Here is a 19,122-nt window from a genome sequence, read left to right as displayed (position 1 = left end):
GCCCGGCGTCGCCGCCCTCGATCCTCGACCGACTCGAACAGTAGGGTTCATCCATGCCACACACCGTTGCCGTCGCCGGAGCGAGCGGCTACGCCGGGGGCGAGCTGCTGAGGCTCCTCGCCGCCCATCCCGAGTTCGAGGTGACCACCGTCACCGCGAACCAGAACGCCGGGCAGCCCCTCATCGCCCTCCAGCCGCAGCTGCGCTCCCTCGCGCACCTCACGCTCGTCGAGACGACCCCCGAGGCCCTCGCGGGCCACGACGTCGTCTTCACGGCCCTCCCGCACGGCAAGTCCGGCGCGCTCACCGCGCAGCTGCCCGACGACGTCCTCGTCGTCGACTGCGGCGCCGACCACCGCCTCACCGACGAGGCGGCGTGGGAGCGCTTCTACGGCTCCGAGTTCTACGGTGCCTGGGCCTACGGGCTGCCCGAGCTCCTCCTCGCCGAGACCGGCGGCCGTCAGCGCGACCGTCTCGTCGGCGCCCGCCGCATCGCCGCCCCCGGGTGCAACGTCACGGCCGTGACCCTGGCCCTGGCCCCCGCGATCCGGGCCGGCCTGGTCGACGCGACCGACCTGGTGTCGGTGCTGGCCGTCGGCCCCTCGGGCGCCGGCAAGGCGCTGGCGCCGCACCTGCTCGCCAGCGAGCTGATGGGCTCGGCCTCGGCGTACGGGGTCGGCGGCACGCACCGCCACGTGCCCGAGATCCAGCAGAACCTCGTGGTCGCCGGTGCCGAGCGCGTCAGCATCTCGTTCACGCCGGTGCTCGTGCCGATGTCGCGCGGCATCCTCGCGACGTCGACGGCCACGCTGTCGCCCGGCGTCTCCGAGCACGACGTGCGCACGGCCTACGAGCAGGCCTACGCGGCCGAGCCGTTCGTCCACGTGCTGCCCGCCGGGCAGTTCCCGCGCACGGCCGACACCGTCGGGGCGAACACCGCCCTGATCGGGCTCGCCGTCGACGTCGACGCCGACCGCCTCGTCGTGGTCAGCGCCATCGACAACCTCGCCAAGGGCACCGCCGGAGCTGCCGTCCAGTCCGCCAACATCGCTCTCGGCATCCCCGAGACGACCGGCCTCACCGTGAACGGAGTGGCACCGTGAGCGTCACCGCAGCCCAGGGATTCGTCGCGTCCGGCGTCGTCGCGCACCTCAAGAGCACCGGGGCGCCCGACGTCGCGCTGGTCGTCAACCAGGGCCGCCGCAAGTCGGCCGCCGCCGTGTTCACGAGCAACCGTGCCAAGGCGAACCCCGTCCTCTGGTCGCAGCAGGTAATGGCCGACGGCCTGGCCGAGGCGGTCGTCCTGAACTCGGGAGGCGCCAACTGCTTCACCGGGTCGTTCGGCTTCCAGACGACCCACGCCACCGCCGAGGCCGTGGCCGAGGCCCTCGAGGTCTCCGCGACCGACGTCGTCGTCTGCTCCACCGGCCTCATCGGCGTCGGAGACCAGGTCTTCCGTGACAAGGTCCTGTCCGGGTCCCGCGACGCGGCCGCCGCGCTGCACGCCGACGGCGGGCTCGACGCGGCGACCGCGATCATGACGACCGACACGGTGCCCAAGCAGGGCGTCGTCCGGGGCGACGGCTGGGTCGTCGGCGGCATGGCCAAGGGAGCGGGCATGCTCGCGCCGGGCCTCGCCACGATGCTCGTCGTGCTGACGACCGACGCCGACGTCGAGGCCGACCGCCTCGACGCGGCGCTCCGCGCCGCCACCCGCGTGACCTTCGACCGGCTCGACTCCGACGGCTGCATGTCGACCAACGACACGGTCGTCCTCCTCGCCAGCGGCGAGTCGGGAGCGACTCCCGACGACGACGAGTTCACCGCCGCCGTGACCGCTCTCTGCGCCGACCTGGCCGAGCAGCTCCAGGCCGACGCCGAGGGGGCCTCGCACGACATCCGCATCGAGGTGGTCGGGGCCCTCGACGACGACGACGCGGTCGAGGTCGGCCGGTCGATCGCCCGCAACGCCCTGTTCAAGGCCGCCGTCTTCGGCAACGACCCCAACTGGGGCCGCGTGCTCGCCGCCATCGGCACCACGAGCGCCGAGTTCGACCCCTACGCCGTCGACGTCAGCATCAACGGCGTCCGGGTCTGCCACGCGGGGGCCCCCGACCAGCCGAGCGACGGCGTCGACCTGACCCCGCGCGCGGTCCACGTGCTCGTCGACCTCCAGGTCGGCGACGCCGAGGCGACGATCCTGACGAACGACCTCACGCACGACTACGTGCACGAGAACAGCGCGTACTCCAGCTGATGGCGTCCACCGCGATCGTCCTCGGCGACGAACAGGAGCTCGCCGCCGTCAAGGCCGCCACGCTCATCGAGTCCCTCCCGTGGCTCAAGCGATTCAGCGGGAAGGTCGTCGTCGTCAAGTTCGGCGGCAACGCCATGGTCGACGACGCGCTCAAGCGCGCCTTCGCGGAAGACATGGTGTACCTCCGCTACGCCGGCCTGCACCCCGTCGTCGTGCACGGCGGCGGCCCCCAGATCTCTGCGGCCCTCCAGGCCGCCGGCATCCCCAGCGACTTCCGCGGCGGCTACCGCTACACGAGCACCGAGGCGATCTCGGTCGTCCGCGACGTGCTCGCCGGCGAGGTGAACCGGGAGATCGTCGACCTGATCAACGAGCACGGCGACCTGGCCCGCGGAGTCTCCGGTGAGGGCTCCACGCTCTTCGAGGGCCGACGACGCGGCGTGGTCGTCGACGGCGAGACGTTCGACCTCGGCCACGTGGGCGACGTCACCGAGGTCGACCCGTCGTCCGTGCTCGCCGAGATCGCCGCCGGTCGCATCCCCGTGGTGTCGTCGATCGCCACGAACGAGGCCGACCCCGCGCTGGCCCTCAACGTGAACGCCGACGCGGCCGCCGGCGCGCTCGCCATCGCCCTCCGTGCGACGAAGCTCGTCGTGCTCACCGACGTGGCCGGCCTCTACAGCGACTGGCCCGACCGGGACTCCTTGGTCGAGGCGATCACCGTGTCGGCGCTCCGCGACATGCTGCCGACCCTCGAGTCGGGCATGATCCCCAAGATGACGGCCTGCCTCGACTCGGTCGTCGGCGGCGTCGGGGGAGCGACCATCATCGACGGCCGCATCCCGCACTCGATCCTCCTCGAGGTCTTCACCCAGCGCGGGTCGGGCACCGAGGTCGTCCCCGACGACCGGGCCGCCGACCACGGCGCACCCGTCGTCACCAGCTACCCCCTCGTCGACGAGGCCGCCGCGCCCGTCGACGCCGGCACCGAGAAGGAAGGACAGTCATGACCATCATCCAGACCCCGGGCGGTACCTGGCAGCGCCGCTTCGGCGACGCGCTCATGGGCTCCCTGTCCACCCCGAAGGTGATGCTCGAGCGCGGGGAGGGCTGCCAGGTCTGGGACGTCGAGGGCAAGCGCTACCTCGACTTCCTCGCCGGCATCGCCGTCAACGCCCTGGGCCACGCGCACCCCGCGCTGGTCTCGGCGATCGCCGACCAGGCGGCCAAGCTCGTGCACGTGTCGAACTACTTCGCCACCGAGCCCCAGCTCGCCCTCGCCGAGCGCCTCAAGCGGATCACCGGCGCCGGTGAGCGGGGCCGCGTGTACTTCGGCAACAGCGGCGCCGAGGCGAACGAGGCGGCCTTCAAGCTCGCGCGGCTGAACAGCGACGGGGGCCGCCGCACCCGCATCCTCGCGCTCACCAACTCGTTCCACGGCCGCACCATGGGCTCCCTGGCGCTCACCGGGAAGCCCGCGCTGCGCGAGCCCTTCCTGCCCATGGCGCCCGGCGTCGAGCACATCGACACGTCGATCGAGGCCCTGGAGGACGCGATGGGCGATGACGTGGCCGCGATCTTCGTCGAGCCGATCAAGGGCGAGGCCGGCGTGCTCGACCTGCCCCACGGCTACCTCGAGCTCGCCCGCGAGCTGGCGACCGAGCACGGCGCCCTGCTCATCCTCGACGAGATCCAGACGGGCGTCGGCCGGACGGGGTCGTGGTTCACCTTCCAGCAGTTCGACGTCGTGCCCGACGCCGTCACGGTCGCCAAGGGCATCGCCGGGGGAGTGCCCATCGGCGCCCTCGTCACCTTCGGCGACGCGTCCGACCTGTTCGAGGCGGGCCAGCACGGCAGCACGTTCGGCGGCAACCCGTTGGCGACCGCCGCGGCCGACGCCGTCCTCGCCGAGATCGAGAGGTCGGGGCTCGTCCTCAACGCCCTCGTGCGCGGCGACCAGCTGCGCGCGGCGATCGAGGCGATGGACTCGCCGCTCGTCGACGAGATCCGCGGCCGCGGGCTGCTCATCGGCCTGGGCCTGACCCAGCCCGTCGCCGCCGAGATCGCGGCGCGGTGCCTCGAGGCCGGGCTCATCGTCAACGCCCCGAACGACTCGAGCATCCGTCTCGCGCCGCCGCTGATCGTCGGCGACGCCGAGATCGACGAGTTCACCACCATCTTCGGCACCGTCCTGAAAGGTCTCTCATGACCCGCCACTTCCTCCGCGACGACGACCTCAGCCCCGCCGAGCAGCTCGAGGTCCTCGACCTCGCCGACGCCCTGAAGCGCGACCGCTGGTCGCAGCGGCCCCTCGAGGGGCCGCAGACCGTGGCGGTCATCTTCGACAAGTCGTCGACGCGCACGCGGGTCTCGTTCGCGGTCGGCATCGCCGACCTCGGGGGCAGCCCGCTGATCATCGCCACCGCGAACAGCCAGCTCGGCGGCAAGGAGACACCCTCCGACACCGCGCGCGTGCTCGAGCGCATGGTCTCGGCCATCGTCTGGCGCACCTACGGCCAGGCCGGCCTGGAGGAGATGGCGGCGGGCACGACCGTCCCTGTCGTCAACGCCCTGAGCGACGACTTCCACCCGTGCCAGCTCCTCGCCGACCTGCAGACCATCCGTGAGGCCAAGGGCCGCCTGGCCGGCCTCACCGTCGCCTTCGTCGGCGACGGGCGGAGCAACATGGGCCAGTCGTACCTGCTGGCCGGCGCCACCGCGGGCATGACGGTGCGCGTCGGCGCGCCCGAGGGCTTTCAGCCCGAGCCCGCCGTCGTCGCCGACGCCGAGGCGATCGCCGCGACCACAGGAGGCGCGGTGCAGGTCACGACCGACGCCCGCGAGGCCGTCGCGGGGGCCGACGTGGTGGTCACCGACACGTGGGTCTCCATGGGCAAGGAAGACGAGAAGGAGGAGCGCGTGGCCGTCTTCGGCGGCTTCAAGGTCGACCAGGCGCTCATGGCGCACGCCGCCGACGACGCGATCTTCCTGCACTGCCTGCCCGCCGACCGCGGCTACGAGGTCGACGCCGACGTCATCGACGGCCCCACCAGCGTCATCTGGGACGAGGCGGAGAACCGCGTCCACGCCCAGAAGGCCCTGCTCACCTGGCTCCTCGCGCACTGACGCCGGAGCACCTCCCGCACCACCGGGTCACCTGACCCACCGGTCGACCGGGCCCCCCGCCCGGTCGGCCGCCGATACACTCTCACCCCACATCACACCCAAGGAGAACCATGGCGGATCGCGTCGTCCTCGCATACTCGGGAGGCCTTGACACCTCCGTCGGCATCGGCTGGCTCGCCGACGCGACCGGCAAGGAGGTCGTCGCCCTCGCCGTCGACGTCGGGCAGGGCGGGGAGGACATGGACGACATCCGTCAGCGTGCCCTCGACTGCGGCGCCGTCGAGTCGGTCGTCGTCGACGCCAAGGAGGAGTTCGGCACCGACTACCTGATGCCGGCCCTCAAGGCCAACGCGATGTACCAGAAGACCTACCCCCTGGTGTCGGCCCTCAGCCGCCCCCTGATCGCGCGCCACCTGGCCCGTGTCGCCAAGGAGCTCGGCGCCGACAGCGTCGCGCACGGCTGCACCGGCAAGGGCAACGACCAGGTCCGCTTCGAGGCGGCCGTCGCGGCCCTCGCTCCCGACCTGACGAGCATCGCGCCCGTCCGCGACCTCGCCCTCACGCGTGACAAGGCGATCGTCTACGCCGAGCAGCACAGCCTGCCGATCCGCCAGAGCGCGGCGAACCCCTACTCGATCGACAAGAACGTCTGGGGCCGTGCGGTCGAGACGGGCTTCCTCGAGGACCCGTGGAACCCGCCGATCGAGGATCTGTACGAGTACACGCAGGACCCTTCGGTCATCAAGCCCGCCGACGAGGTCGTCATCACCTTCCAGGCCGGCGTGCCGGTCGCGATCGACGGCGTCTCGTACACCCCGCTCGGCATCGTGCAGAAGATGAACGAGCTGGCCGGGGCGCACGGCGTGGGCCGCATCGACGTCGTCGAGGACCGCCTCGTCGGCATCAAGAGCCGTGAGGTCTACGAGGCCCCCGGCGCCGTCGCCCTCATCCAGGCCCACGAGGCCCTCGAGGCCCTCACGATCGAGCGCGACCTGGGCCGCTACAAGCGCGGCGTCGAGGCCGAGTGGTCCAACCTGGTCTACGACGGCCTCTGGTTCTCGGGCCTCAAGCGGTCGCTCGACGTCTTCATCGACGACACGCAGAAGTACGTCTCGGGCGAGATCCGCCTCAAGCTGCAGGGCGGCCGCGCGGTCGTCACCGGGCAGAAGAGCGAGCAGAGCCTGTACGACTTCGACCTCGCCACCTACGACACCGGCGACACGTTCGACCAGTCGCTGTCGAAGGGCTTCATCGAGATCTGGTCGCTGCCGAGCAAGATCTCGGCGCGCCGCGACCTGGCCCAGCAGTAGTGGCCGACGCGACGCCAGCCCCGAACCAGAGGGCGGGGGAGGCGGGGGCACTGTGGGGAGGCCGGTTCGCCTCCGGTCCGTCCCCCGAGCTGACGGCCCTGAGCCGGTCGACGCATTTCGACTGGCAGCTGGCGCCGTACGACATCGCGGGGTCCCGGGCGCACGCCCGGGCCCTGGCGGCGGCCGGGTACCTCGACGATGCCGAGCTGGCGGGCATGATCGCGGCCCTCGACCGCCTCGAGGACGACGTCGCGACCGGTGCCTTCGCGGCGCAGGAGACCGACGAGGACGTCCACTCGGCCCTGGAGCGCGGCCTCATCGGCATCGCCGGCGTCGAGCTCGGCGGCAAGCTGCGCGCCGGCCGCAGCCGGAACGACCAGATCGCCACGCTGGTGCGCCTGTACCTCCGTGACCACGGCGCGTCCGTGGCTCGTCTCGTCGTCGGGCTCGTCGACGCGATCGCCGCGCAGGCGGCGGCGCACCCGACGGCGGTCATGCCCGGTCGGACCCACCTGCAGCACGCCCAGCCCGTGCTCCTCGCCCACCACCTGCTGGCGCACGCCTGGCCGCTGGTGCGCGACCTCGAGCGCCTCCGCGACTGGTCGCGGCGGGCAGCGGCGTCCCCCTACGGCGCGGGGGCCCTTGCGGGCAGCTCGCTGGGCCTCGACCCGCTGCTCGTGGCGACCGAGCTCGGGTTCGACCGCACGACGGAGAACTCGATCGACGCCACGGCGAGCCGCGACGTCGTCGCCGAGTTCGCCTTCGTGGCGGCCTCGATCGGCATCGACGTCTCCCGGCTCGCCGAGGAGGTCATCCTCTGGTCGACGCGGGAGTTCGGCTTCGTGAAGCTGCACGACGCCTTCTCCACCGGGTCGTCGATCATGCCGCAGAAGAAGAACCCCGACGTCGCCGAGCTGGCGCGCGGCAAGTCGGGTCGGCTGATCGGCAACCTCACGGGTCTGCTGGCGACGCTCAAGGGCCTGCCGCTCGCGTACAACCGCGACCTGCAGGAGGACAAGGAGCCGGTCTTCGACTCCGTCACCCAGCTCGAGGTCCTGCTGCCCGCCTTCACGGGCATGATCGCCACCCTCGAGTTCGACGTCGAGCGCATGGCCGAGCTCGCCCCGCAGGGCTTCTCCCTCGCGACGGACGTCGCGGAGTGGCTCGTGCGGCAGGGCGTCAGCTTCCGCGACGCCCACGAGATCAGCGGTGAGCTCGTCCGGTTCTGCGAGCAGTCGGGGCTCGACCTCGACCAGCCGACCGACGAGCAGTACGCCGCGGTCTCTCCGCACCTCACCCCGGAGATCCGCTCCGTCCTGACCGTGGAGGGCTCCGTCGCGAGCCGCCGCGGCGCCGGGGGCACGGCTCCCGAGCGGGTCGCGGAGCAGACGGCGGCCCTCACCGAGCAGGTCGCGCGCCTGGTGCGCGAGCTCGACCCGGTGTCGGCGTGACCCGAGGTCGTCCGACCGGGCCGCGGCCGTGGGTGCTCCCCACGGTCGTGGCCGTCTGCGTCGTCGTCCTCGTGGCCGTCGTCGTCATCGTCGTGGCGAGCGGGCAGAGCTTCTTCTGAGCAGGCAGCAGGGCCCCGGGGGAGGCGCGGGGCCGGGTGACGAGGTGACCCGCCTGCTCTCCGGGCCGGCCCGCGAGGTCGGACCGCGACTCCTCGGCTCTGTCTTCCGGGTCGGCGAGGTGGCGGTCCGCCTCACCGAGGTGGAGGCCTACCACGGGCAGGGCGACGACCCCGGGTCGCACGCCCACCGCGGCCCGACCGAGCGGAACGCGAGCATGTTCGCCGAGGCGGGCACGCTCTACGTGTACCTGTCGTACGGGATCCACCGGTGCGTCAACATCGTGTGCGGGCCGCAGGGGTACGGGTCCGGGCTGCTGCTCCGTGCCGGGGAGGTCGTCGACGGCCTCGAGGTCGCCCGGCGCCGACGCACGGCGGCGCGGCGGGACGTCGAGCTGGCCCAGGGCCCGGGGAGGCTCGGGTCGGCCCTCGCCGTCGAGCTGACGGACGACGGGTCCCGCCTGGGCACGGGCCGCTTCTCGCTCGAGCTGCCGACCGGGCCCGTCGGCTCGGTCGTCGTCGGGCCCCGGGTGGGAGTGTCCGGCCCGGCGGGCACGGACGCCTGGCCGTGGCGGTTCAGCCTCGAGGGCGACCCGACGGTGTCGGCCTGGCGGCCCGCGGTCCGGCGCGCCCGGCCCGCGCGCTGACGCTGGTACCGTTCTCGGGTGAGCACTGGAACCACCGCGGACGTCCTGGCCGGGCAGAGCAACGACCCGACGTTCGACGACGTGTGGGAGGAGCTGCAGTGGCGCGGCCTCGTCCACGTCTCGACGGACGCCGAGGCCCTCAAGGCCCTCCTCGCCGGGCCCCCGATCACGTACTACTGCGGCTTCGACCCGACCGCGCCGAGCCTGCACCTCGGCAACCTGGTGCAGCTGCTGCTCATGCGTCGCCTCCAGCTGGCCGGCCACCGGCCCCTCGGTCTCGTCGGCGGCTCGACGGGCCTGATCGGCGACCCGCGCCCCACGGCCGAGCGCACGTTGAAGACGCCCGAGCAGACGGCCGAGTGGGTCGAGCGCATCCGGGTGCACGTCGAGAAGTTCCTGTCACCGGAGGGGGAGAACGGCCTGCGGGTCGTCAACAACCTCGACTGGACGGCGCCGCTCTCGGCGATCGAGTTCCTCCGCGACATCGGCAAGAACTTCCGGGTCGGGACGATGCTCAAGAAGGACGCCGTCAGCGCGCGCCTCAACTCCGACGCCGGCATCAGCTACACGGAGTTCAGCTACCAGATCCTGCAGGGCCTCGACTTCCGGGAGCTGTACCGCGCGTACGACTGCGTCCTGCAGACCGGCGGCAGCGACCAGTGGGGCAACCTCACCAGCGGCACGGAGCTGATCCGCCGCTCCGAGGGAGTCGCGGTGCACGCCATCGGGACGCCCCTCATCACCAACACCGACGGCACCAAGTTCGGCAAGAGCGAGGGCAACGCCGTGTGGCTCGACGCCGAGCTGACGAGCCCCTACGCGATGTACCAGTTCTGGCTCAACACCGACGACGGCGATGTCGTGTCGCGGCTGCGCGTGTTCACCTTCCTCGACCGAGTCGAGATCGAGCGTCTCGAGCAGGCCGTCGCGACGGAGCCGTTCCGGCGGGAGGCGCAGCGCACCTTGGCCTGGGAGGTCACCCGCCTGGTCCACGGCGAAGCCGCGACCCAGGCCGCCATCGACGCCGCCGCGGCGCTCTTCGGGCAGGGCGATCTCGACGCCCTCGACGAGCAGACCCTCGCCAGTGCGATCGCCGAGCTGCCCACCGCACAGGTCGGCGCGGACGCGACGGTCGCGCAGGCGCTCGTCGACACCGGGCTCGTCGCGTCGTTGGGCGCCGCTCGTCGCGCAGCGACCGAGGGCGGGGTCTACGTCAACAACGCGCGGGTCGCGGATGCCGACGCTCTGGTGGGGGAGTCGCTCCTGCCCGGTGGGGTCGCCGTGCTCCGCCGGGGCAAGAAGACCCTCGCCGGTGTGCACGTCAGCGCCTGAGCGTCGCACCCTCTCGCAGACCCGCCCCCGGCAGACGCCGGTGGGCGGGTCTCGTCGTTCCGGGGAGTCGACGACCATGCCGGCCGGGGGCTGTCCGGCAGGGGTGCACCCGTCGGCAGGCTTGCCCCCGTACGGCCGTGTGCGGCTGTCTGCCGCACGTTCACGTCCTGGACCCTTGATTTTCCGGGGGTGATGGTTGCGACACGCCCGGGATGTGTGGGGGTTTGGACGTTGGGCGGGTGGTGCCTGTAATGTTCTTTCTTGTCACCACAACGGTGCGGCGGAGCGAAGCTTCACCGGCCTCAAGCTGACCAGCCTCCAAGTCCTCGAGTTGCCTTCACGGCCTCGGACCAAGTGGGTTGCGAACACTGATCGACATGGTGTAGCGTCATGGCTCGTTGCGAAAGCGACACCGGCTCCTTACGGGGGTCGTAGAGCGGTGGTCTTACATGGTGAAGATCGGTGCTAAGGTTTCACAGCTGCCTCGGACGAGGGCCTTTATATAGGTCGGGTTCCGGGTGCGTTTGGTCCTTGAGAACTCAACAGCGTGCACATTGTCAAATGCCAAATTATACCCTGGCATCGTGATGAACTTCGGTTCTGAGTGGTGTTTAGGTTTCTTTGAGATTGATGGACAACAACAATCGTCAGATTGTTTTGTTCTTTGGTCAGCATCAAATTCAGCAGATCCGGCCTTTTTCCGGTTGGTCTGTTTTTTCTTTTACGGAGAGTTTGATCCTGGCTCAGGACGAACGCTGGCGGCGTGCTTAACACATGCAAGTCGAACGATGAACTCCAGCTTGCTGGGGGGATTAGTGGCGAACGGGTGAGTAACACGTGAGTAACCTGCCCTTGACTCTGGGATAAGCGCTGGAAACGGCGTCTAATACCGGATACGAGCTTCAGCCGCATGGCTAGGAGTTGGAAAGAATTTCGGTCAAGGATGGACTCGCGGCCTATCAGCTAGTTGGTGAGGTAATGGCTCACCAAGGCGACGACGGGTAGCCGGCCTGAGAGGGTGACCGGCCACACTGGGACTGAGACACGGCCCAGACTCCTACGGGAGGCAGCAGTGGGGAATATTGCACAATGGGCGAAAGCCTGATGCAGCAACGCCGCGTGAGGGATGACGGCCTTCGGGTTGTAAACCTCTTTTAGTAGGGAAGAAGCGAAAGTGACGGTACCTGCAGAAAAAGCACCGGCTAACTACGTGCCAGCAGCCGCGGTAATACGTAGGGTGCAAGCGTTGTCCGGAATTATTGGGCGTAAAGAGCTCGTAGGCGGTTTGTCGCGTCTGCTGTGAAATCTGGGGGCTCAACCCCCAGCCTGCAGTGGGTACGGGCAGACTAGAGTGCGGTAGGGGAGATTGGAATTCCTGGTGTAGCGGTGGAATGCGCAGATATCAGGAGGAACACCGATGGCGAAGGCAGATCTCTGGGCCGTAACTGACGCTGAGGAGCGAAAGCGTGGGGAGCGAACAGGATTAGATACCCTGGTAGTCCACGCCGTAAACGTTGGGAACTAGATGTGGGGACCATTCCACGGTCTCCGTGTCGCAGCTAACGCATTAAGTTCCCCGCCTGGGGAGTACGGCCGCAAGGCTAAAACTCAAAGGAATTGACGGGGGCCCGCACAAGCGGCGGAGCATGCGGATTAATTCGATGCAACGCGAAGAACCTTACCAAGGCTTGACATATACCGGAAACGGCCAGAGATGGTCGCCCCGCAAGGTCGGTATACAGGTGGTGCATGGTTGTCGTCAGCTCGTGTCGTGAGATGTTGGGTTAAGTCCCGCAACGAGCGCAACCCTCGTTCTATGTTGCCAGCACGTTATGGTGGGAACTCATAGGAGACTGCCGGGGTCAACTCGGAGGAAGGTGGGGATGACGTCAAATCATCATGCCCCTTATGTCTTGGGCTTCACGCATGCTACAATGGCCGGTACAAAGGGCTGCGATACCGTAAGGTGGAGCGAATCCCAAAAAGCCGGTCTCAGTTCGGATTGGGGTCTGCAACTCGACCCCATGAAGTCGGAGTCGCTAGTAATCGCAGATCAGCAACGCTGCGGTGAATACGTTCCCGGGCCTTGTACACACCGCCCGTCAAGTCATGAAAGTCGGTAACACCCGAAGCCAGTGGCCTAACCCCTTGTGGGATGGAGCTGTCGAAGGTGGGATCGGTGATTAGGACTAAGTCGTAACAAGGTAGCCGTACCGGAAGGTGCGGCTGGATCACCTCCTTTCTAAGGAGCATGTACCAGCCCTGCTGTTTACACAGGGATCATCTGGTCAAGTCAGTACTAGAGCGAATGTCTCTGGCTGGCGCTCATGGGTGGAACATTGACAATGGTCGTTTTGTGACGGCGCAGTGCTTAGTACGATCTCTTCGGAGGTTTGGAACGGTGTGGCGCACAAGCGGAACGGTATGCACGCTGTTGGGTCCTGAGGGACCAAGCTTCCACGCCTTTATGGTGTGGGGTTTTACCTCTGGGCCAGGAAAGTCCTGCATGTATCGCAGGGTGATTCTGGTGCCGCCCGTATTTTGAGAACTACACAGTGGACGCGAGCATCTTAGTCGCAAATCAAGAGCCGGCCCTTTCGGGGGTTGGTGACCGAGGTTTGTGATACTAAGTGCAATTTCTTAGACCAACTCAGCCTTCGGGTTGGGTTGGCGAATGAGATAACACTGAGCTGCCAGCTTTGGCTGGTGGCAACTTTGTGGTCAAGTTTCTAAGAGCAAACGGTGGATGCCTTGGCATCTGGAGCCGAAGAAGGACGTAGAAATCTGCGATAAGCCTCGGGGAGCTGATAATCGAGCCCTGATCCGAGGATTTCCGAATGGGGAAACCCCGCCAGGCGTTTTGACCTGGTGACTCCCGCCTGAATATATAGGGCGGGTAGAGGGAACGTGGGGAAGTGAAACATCTCAGTACCCACAGGAAGAGAAAACAACAGTGATTCCGTGAGTAGTGGCGAGCGAAATCGGAAGAGGCTAAACCGGTCATGTGTGATAGACGGCGGTCGTTGCATGGTCGGGGTTGTGGGACCCGTTGTCCTGTTCTGCCGGACAGGAGCAGTTACAGCGCAGTATAGGCGAACAGCTTTGAATGGCTGGTCATAGAGGGTGCGAACCCCGTAGCCGAAATGCTGGCGCTGGCTGAATGGGGATCCCAAGTAGCTCGGGGCCCGAGAAATCCCGTGTGAATCTGTCAGGACCACCTGATAAGCCTAAATACTCCCAGATGACCGATAGCGGACAAGTACCGTGAGGGAAAGGTGAAAAGTACCCCGGGAGGGGAGTGAAATAGTACCTGAAACCGTTTGCTTACAAACCGTTGGAGCCTCCTTGTAGGGGTGACAGCGTGCCTTTTGAAGAATGAGCCTGCGAGTTAGCGATATGTGGCGAGGTTAACCCGTGTGGGGTAGCCGTAGCGAAAGCGAGTCTTAAGAGGGCGATCCAGTCGCATGTCCTAGACCCGAAGCGAAGTGATCTATCCATGGCCAGGTTGAAGCGACGGTAAGACGTCGTGGAGGACCGAACCCACTTCAGTTGAAAATGGAGGGGATGAGCTGTGGATAGGGGTGAAAGGCCAATCAAACTTCGTGATAGCTGGTTCTCTCCGAAATGCATTTAGGTGCAGCGTTGCGTGTTTCTTGCCGGAGGTAGAGCTACTGGATGGCCGATGGGGCCCAAAAGCTTACTGACGTCAGCCAAACTCCGAATGCCGGTAAGTGAGAGCGCAGCAGTGAGACAGTGGGGGATAAGCTTCATTGTCGAGAGGGAAACAACCCAGACTACCAACTAAGGTCCCTAAGCGTGTGCTAAGTGGGAAAGGATGTGGAGTTGCATAGACAACCAGGAGGTTGGCTTAGAAGCAGCCACCCTTGAAAGAGTGCGTAATAGCTCACTGGTCAAGTGATTCCGCGCCGACAATGTAACGGGGCTCAAGCACACCACCGAAGTTGTAGATTTCGTATTATAGACAAGCCTTCGTGGTTCAGTCGTACGGAGTGGTAGGAGAGCGTCGTGTGGCCAGTGAAGCGGCGGTGTAAACCAGCCGTGGAGGCCACACGAGTGAGAATGCAGGCATGAGTAGCGAAAGACGGGTGAGAAACCCGTCCTCCGAAAGACCAAGGGTTCCAGGGCCAGGTTAATCCGCCCTGGGTAAGTCGGGACCTAAGGCGAGGCCGACAGGCGTAGTCGATGGACAACGGGTTGATATTCCCGTACCGGCGAAGAACCGCCCAAGCTAATCCAGTGGTGCTAAGAGTCCTAACCCGGCTGAGCGGATCCCTTCGGGGTGATGCCGGCCGGTCTAACGCTCGACCCCATGCTGGTGCGGTTAGCGTATTAACAGGTGTGACGCAGGAAGGTAGCTGAGCCAGGCGATGGTATCCGTAAGGTGAACCTGGTGTAAGGATGTAGGGCTGACGATAGGCAAATCCGTCGTCAATGCGCCTGAGACCCGATGCGTACCCCGATTGGGGGAAATCAGTGATCCTATGCTGCCGAGAAAAGCATCGACGCGAGGTTCAAGCCGCCCGTACCCCAAACCGACTCAGGTGGTCAGGTAGAGAATACCAAGGAGATCGAGAGAATCGTGGTTAAGGAACTCGGCAAAATGCCCCCGTAACTTCGGGAGAAGGGGGGCCGGAACCGTGATGGGATTTACTCCCGGAGCGGGAAAGGCCGCAGAGACCAGTGGGAAGCGACTGTTTACTAAAAACACAGGTCCGTGCCAAGTCGCAAGACGATGTATACGGACTGACGCCTGCCCGGTGCTGGAAGGTTAAGAGGAAGGGTTAGCGCAAGCGAAGCTCAGAATTTAAGCCCCAGTAAACGGCGGTGGTAACTATAACCATCCTAAGGTAGCGAAATTCCTTGTCGGGTAAGTTCCGACCTGCACGAATGGCGTAACGACTTCCCAGCTGTCTCAACCGCGAACTCGGCGAAATTGCACTACGAGTAAAGATGCTCGTTACGCGCAGCAGGACGGAAAGACCCCGTGACCTTTACTACAGCTTGGTATTGGTGTTCGGAGTGGCTTGTGTAGGATAGGTGGGAGACTGTGAAGCTTGGACGCTAGTTCAGGTGGAGTCATTGTTGAAATACCACTCTGGTCACTTTGGATATCTAACTACGAACCGTGATCCGGTTCTGGGACAGTGCCTGGTGGGTAGTTTAACTGGGGCGGTTGCCTCCTAAAGAGTAACGGAGGCGCCCAAAGGTTCCCTCAACCTGGTTGGCAATCAGGTGTCGAGTGTAAGTGCACAAGGGAGCTTGACTGTGAGACTGACAAGTCGAGCAGGGACGAAAGTCGGGACTAGTGATCCGGCAGTGGCTTGTGGAAGCGCTGTCGCTCAACGGATAAAAGGTACCTCGGGGATAACAGGCTGATCTTGCCCAAGAGTCCATATCGACGGCATGGTTTGGCACCTCGATGTCGGCTCGTCGCATCCTGGGGCTGGAGTAGGTCCCAAGGGTTGGGCTGTTCGCCCATTAAAGCGGTACGCGAGCTGGGTTTAGAACGTCGTGAGACAGTTCGGTCCCTATCCGCTGCGCGCGTAGGAAATTTGAGAAGATCTATCCCTAGTACGAGAGGACCGGGATGGACGAACCTCTGGTGTGTCAGTTGTCCTGCCAAGGGCACCGCTGATTAGCTACGTTCGGAACGGATAACCGCTGAAAGCATCTAAGCGGGAAGCCGGCTTCGAGATGAGATTTCCATACCCTTCGGGGTGAGAGGCTCCCAGCTAGACTACTGGGTTGATAGGCCGGATGTGGAAGTGGGGACTAACGACCCATGGAGCTGACCGGTACTAATAAGCCGATAACTTGACAACACTCTTCCCCTGTAGAGGGGAAGAAAGATTGCTTCGCGTCCACTATGTGGTTCCCGGAAGACGGTCGGTAACGACCCGTTCTTTACGGAAACACCCCGCCACCAGGCACCGTTCCCTGGTGCGGGACAACAGAACAGACAAGTCCCATCACCTAGTGGTGGGCATGGTCTGAAACAGACTTCACCGCCACCCCGGGTGGGTGTGTGTGTGGTAAATGTTTCGGCGGCCATAGCGAGAGGGAAACGCCCGGTCCCATTCCGAACCCGGAAGCTAAGACTCTCAGCGCCGATGGTACTGCAAGGGGGACCTTGTGGGAGAGTAGGACACCGCCGGACTTCCTTTAGTGCCCAGCATGACTGGCACACCGAAAGGCCCCTCCACAGGAGGGGCCTTTCGTGTTTGTCCGCCCTTCCCGGGCGAAGGCCCTGAGATAGAGTCGGGGCGCCACAACACAACAGCAGCCAGAAGACCCGAGGAGAACCTCTGTGAGCGACCGCGACGACGACCGAGACGACCGGCCCCGACGTTCCCCTTCCTCTGGCGGCTCCACAGGCTCCGGCAGCGGTCGTGACGGCGGACGCCGTGACGCGCGAGGCCCGGCACAGGGCAGCCCCGACGGGCAGCGCGGCTCGGCCGACCGCCGGTCGGGTTCTGGCCCCCGTCAGGGAGATCGACCTCAGAGGTCGGACCGCCCGTCCAGCGACCGACCGCAGCGTTCTGATCGTCCCTCGTACGGTGACCGTCCGCAGCGCTCCGACCGTCCGTCCGGTGATCGCCCGCAGCGGTCAGATCGTCCGTCGTACGGTGACCGTCCGCAGCGCTCCGACCGCCCCTCGGGTGATCGACCGCAGCGCTCGGACCGTCCGTCCTACGGCGACCGCCCCCAGCGGTCCGACCGTCCGGGTGGGGGAGACCGCCGGGGTGCGCCCGGCCGCGGGGCCGCAGCCGGTGGTCGTGGCGGTGGCCGCGACTCCTTCAACTCCCGTGATCGTCAGACCCCTGAAGAGCGCGACCCGTACGGCCTGAAGTCCGTTCGGCCGGCCCAGGAGGTCGCCCACGTACCCGACGACGTCGAGCCCCGCGACCTCGACAAGGTCGCGCGTGGTGAGCTCAAGACGCTGAGCAAGGAGAACGCCGACTGGGTCGCCAAGCACCTGGTGATGGCGGGCCGCCTCATCGAGGAGGATCCCGAGGGGGCGCACAAGCACGCCCTCTCGGCGGGTCGTCGTGCCGGCCGCATCGGTGTCGTCCGCGAGACGATCGCCATCACGGCGTACACCGTGGGCGACTACGCCATGGCCCTCCGCGAGCTGCGCACGTACCGTCGCATCTCGGGTCGTGACGACCACCTGCCCCTGATGGTCGACAGCGAGCGCGGCCTCGAGCGCCCGGAGCGCGCCCTCGAGCTCGGCCGTTCCGTCGACGTCGCCACCCTCGACGTGCCGGTCCGCGTGCAGCTCGCCATCGCGATGTCCGGCGCACGCCTCGACCTCGGTCAGCCCGACGCCGCCCTGCGTGAGCTCGAGATCCCCCAGCTGGACCGCAGGAAGGCCTTCTCGTACAGCCCCGAGCTGTTCGACGCCTACGCGACCGTGCTCGACGACCTCGGGCGCGAGTCCGAGAGCGACGAGTGGCGTGCCCTCTCCGAGCGTGCGTCCGCTGCCCTCGACGCCCTGGCGGGCGGCGACGACCTCGAGACGATCGAGATCGTGGAGGAGGAGCTCGAGGTCGACCTCGACGAGGAGTGGATCGACGTCGAGGGCGTGACCGCCGACGTTGCCACCGGCGACGAGGCGTCCGAGGCCGAGGTCGCTCCTGCCGAGGACGAGCAGCTGACGGACGACACCGTCGAGTCGGGTGCGGACGACGAGGACGCTGCCGACGAAGATCCTGCAGGAGACCAGGGCGGCGACGAGCAGGGCGGCGACGAGCACGGCGGCGACGAGCACGGCGACGACGAGCAGGTCCGTGACGAGCAGGCCCACGACGACCAGCGCCTCGACGAGCAGGCCGACGACGAGCGGGCTGACGACCGTGGCTGACGGTCCGTCCCCGCTGGACGGCGTCGACACCGTCCTCGCCGACCTCGACGGCGTCGTGTACCGGGGCCGCGCTGCCGTGCCGCACGCCGTCGAGAGCCTGACCGCCGCCTCCCGCACCCACCGTGTCGGGTACATCACCAACAACGCGTCGCGCACCGCGGCCACGGTGGCCGAGCAGCTCTCCGGCTACGGGCTGACGGTGGGGGAGGACGACGTGGTGACCTCCCCGCAGGCGGCCGTGCGCCTCCTCGCGGACGCCGTGCCGGCCGGCTCGACCGTCCTCGTCGTGGGCGGGGTCGGCCTGACCTCCGTGCTCGAGCAGGAGGGGTTCGTCGTCACGCGCTCGGCCGACGACCACCCCGCGGCCGTCGTGCAGGGCTTCAGCCCCGACGTGGGCTGGGCCGACCTCGCAGAGGCGTCGTACGCCCTGGCCGCCGACATCCCGTGGATCGCGACGAACACCGACTGGACCATCCCGCAGGAGCGCGGCACCGCCCCCGGCAACGGCACCCTCGTGTCTGCCGTGCACACGGCCGTCGGCCGCCTGCCCGTCACCGCGGGCAAGCCCGAGACCCCGATCTACCACGCCGCCGTGGAGCGCTTCGGCGCCACGAAGGCGCTGTTCATCGGCGACCGCCTCGACACCGACGTCGTCGGCGCGAACGAGGCCGGCCTCGTCTCGGTGCTGGTGCTCACCGGCATCGACGGGGCGAAGCAGCTGCTCGCCGCCGACGCGCGGTCGCGGCCCGACTTCGTGCTGGGCGACCTCCGCGAGCTGTCGCAGCCCTACCCGCAGGTCGTCGAGCACGACGAGGGCGACGTGCACGTCGTCACCGTCCGCGGCGCGAGCGTGGCCGTGCGCGGCGGCACCGTCCGGGTCATGACGCCCGGCGCCGACCCGGTCGACCTCCTCCGTGCCGGCGCCGCCGCCGTGTGGGGCACGGGGCGCGCGATCTACGGCCTCGACATCGACCCGGCCCTCCACCCCGACGGTTAGG

The 19,122-nt window shown here is 67.1% G+C and carries 12 protein-coding genes and 3 rRNA genes; all 15 read left to right on the top strand.

Going from position 1 to position 19,122, the window contains the following annotated elements:
* Positions 1 to 53 precede the first annotated feature (53 nt).
* Positions 54 to 1,103, top strand: a complete 1,050-nt coding sequence (gene argC, locus JOE43_RS12655) for an N-acetyl-gamma-glutamyl-phosphate reductase (RefSeq protein ID WP_209518164.1) — start codon at positions 54 to 56, stop codon at positions 1,101 to 1,103.
* Positions 1,100 to 2,257 carry a bifunctional glutamate N-acetyltransferase/amino-acid acetyltransferase ArgJ gene (gene argJ / locus JOE43_RS12650; protein ID WP_209518162.1) on the top strand — a complete coding sequence of 386 codons (1,158 nt, stop codon included), beginning with the start codon at positions 1,100 to 1,102 and terminating at the stop codon, positions 2,255 to 2,257. Before argC ends, argJ begins: the two co-directional genes overlap by 4 nt.
* On the top strand, positions 2,257 to 3,267 hold the full coding sequence (gene argB, locus JOE43_RS12645; RefSeq protein ID WP_209518160.1) for an acetylglutamate kinase: 1,011 nt from the start codon (positions 2,257 to 2,259) through the stop codon (positions 3,265 to 3,267). The genes argJ and argB overlap by 1 nt, the downstream gene beginning before the upstream one ends.
* Positions 3,264 to 4,466 (top strand): acetylornithine transaminase, encoded by a 1,203-nt coding sequence (locus JOE43_RS12640; RefSeq protein ID WP_056056174.1) that lies wholly within the window; start codon positions 3,264 to 3,266, stop codon positions 4,464 to 4,466. Before argB ends, JOE43_RS12640 begins: the two co-directional genes overlap by 4 nt.
* Entirely contained in the window at positions 4,463 to 5,383 is a 921-nt protein-coding gene (argF, locus tag JOE43_RS12635; RefSeq protein WP_209518158.1) for an ornithine carbamoyltransferase, read from the top strand. Before JOE43_RS12640 ends, argF begins: the two co-directional genes overlap by 4 nt.
* Positions 5,384 to 5,493: 110 nt before the next feature.
* Entirely contained in the window at positions 5,494 to 6,693 is a 1,200-nt protein-coding gene (locus JOE43_RS12630; protein WP_056056171.1) for an argininosuccinate synthase, read from the top strand.
* Positions 6,693 to 8,144 carry an argininosuccinate lyase gene (gene argH / locus JOE43_RS12625; protein ID WP_209518156.1) on the top strand — a complete coding sequence of 484 codons (1,452 nt, stop codon included), beginning with the start codon at positions 6,693 to 6,695 and terminating at the stop codon, positions 8,142 to 8,144. The genes JOE43_RS12630 and argH overlap by 1 nt, the downstream gene beginning before the upstream one ends.
* Positions 8,141 to 8,263 (top strand): hypothetical protein, encoded by a 123-nt coding sequence (locus JOE43_RS15985; protein ID WP_255465466.1) that lies wholly within the window; start codon positions 8,141 to 8,143, stop codon positions 8,261 to 8,263. The genes argH and JOE43_RS15985 overlap by 4 nt, the downstream gene beginning before the upstream one ends.
* A gap of 44 nt (positions 8,264 to 8,307) precedes the next feature.
* The gene (locus tag JOE43_RS12620) at positions 8,308 to 8,907 is read left to right on the top strand and encodes a DNA-3-methyladenine glycosylase (RefSeq protein ID WP_209518154.1); all 600 of its coding nucleotides are present in this window, start codon (positions 8,308 to 8,310) and stop codon (positions 8,905 to 8,907) included.
* 18 nt (positions 8,908 to 8,925) lie between these two features.
* Positions 8,926 to 10,239 (top strand): tyrosine--tRNA ligase, encoded by a 1,314-nt coding sequence (gene tyrS, locus JOE43_RS12615; RefSeq protein WP_307803367.1) that lies wholly within the window; start codon positions 8,926 to 8,928, stop codon positions 10,237 to 10,239.
* A 720-nt stretch (positions 10,240 to 10,959) separates the two neighbouring features.
* Positions 10,960 to 12,481 (top strand): 16S ribosomal RNA (locus tag JOE43_RS12610).
* A 477-nt stretch (positions 12,482 to 12,958) separates the two neighbouring features.
* Positions 12,959 to 16,082, top strand: a 23S ribosomal RNA gene (locus JOE43_RS12605).
* 218 nt (positions 16,083 to 16,300) lie between these two features.
* Positions 16,301 to 16,417 (top strand): 5S ribosomal RNA (rrf, locus tag JOE43_RS12600).
* The 16S, 23S and 5S rRNA genes sit together here, the layout of an rRNA operon.
* 825 nt (positions 16,418 to 17,242) lie before the next feature.
* A complete protein-coding gene (locus tag JOE43_RS12595) occupies positions 17,243 to 18,124 on the top strand; it encodes a hypothetical protein (RefSeq protein WP_209518152.1) in 882 nt (293 codons plus the stop codon).
* Entirely contained in the window at positions 18,117 to 19,121 is a 1,005-nt protein-coding gene (locus JOE43_RS12590; protein ID WP_307803366.1) for an HAD-IIA family hydrolase, read from the top strand. The genes JOE43_RS12595 and JOE43_RS12590 overlap by 8 nt, the downstream gene beginning before the upstream one ends.
* Position 19,122 lies beyond the last annotated feature (1 nt).

Source organism: Frigoribacterium sp. PvP121 (assembly GCF_017833115.1).
In the GTDB taxonomy this organism is placed as follows: Bacteria; Actinomycetota; Actinomycetes; order Actinomycetales; family Microbacteriaceae; genus Frigoribacterium; species Frigoribacterium endophyticum.
The sequence above is the reverse complement of the archived record's forward strand: the minus strand, read 5'-3'. Positions and strand labels throughout refer to the sequence as shown.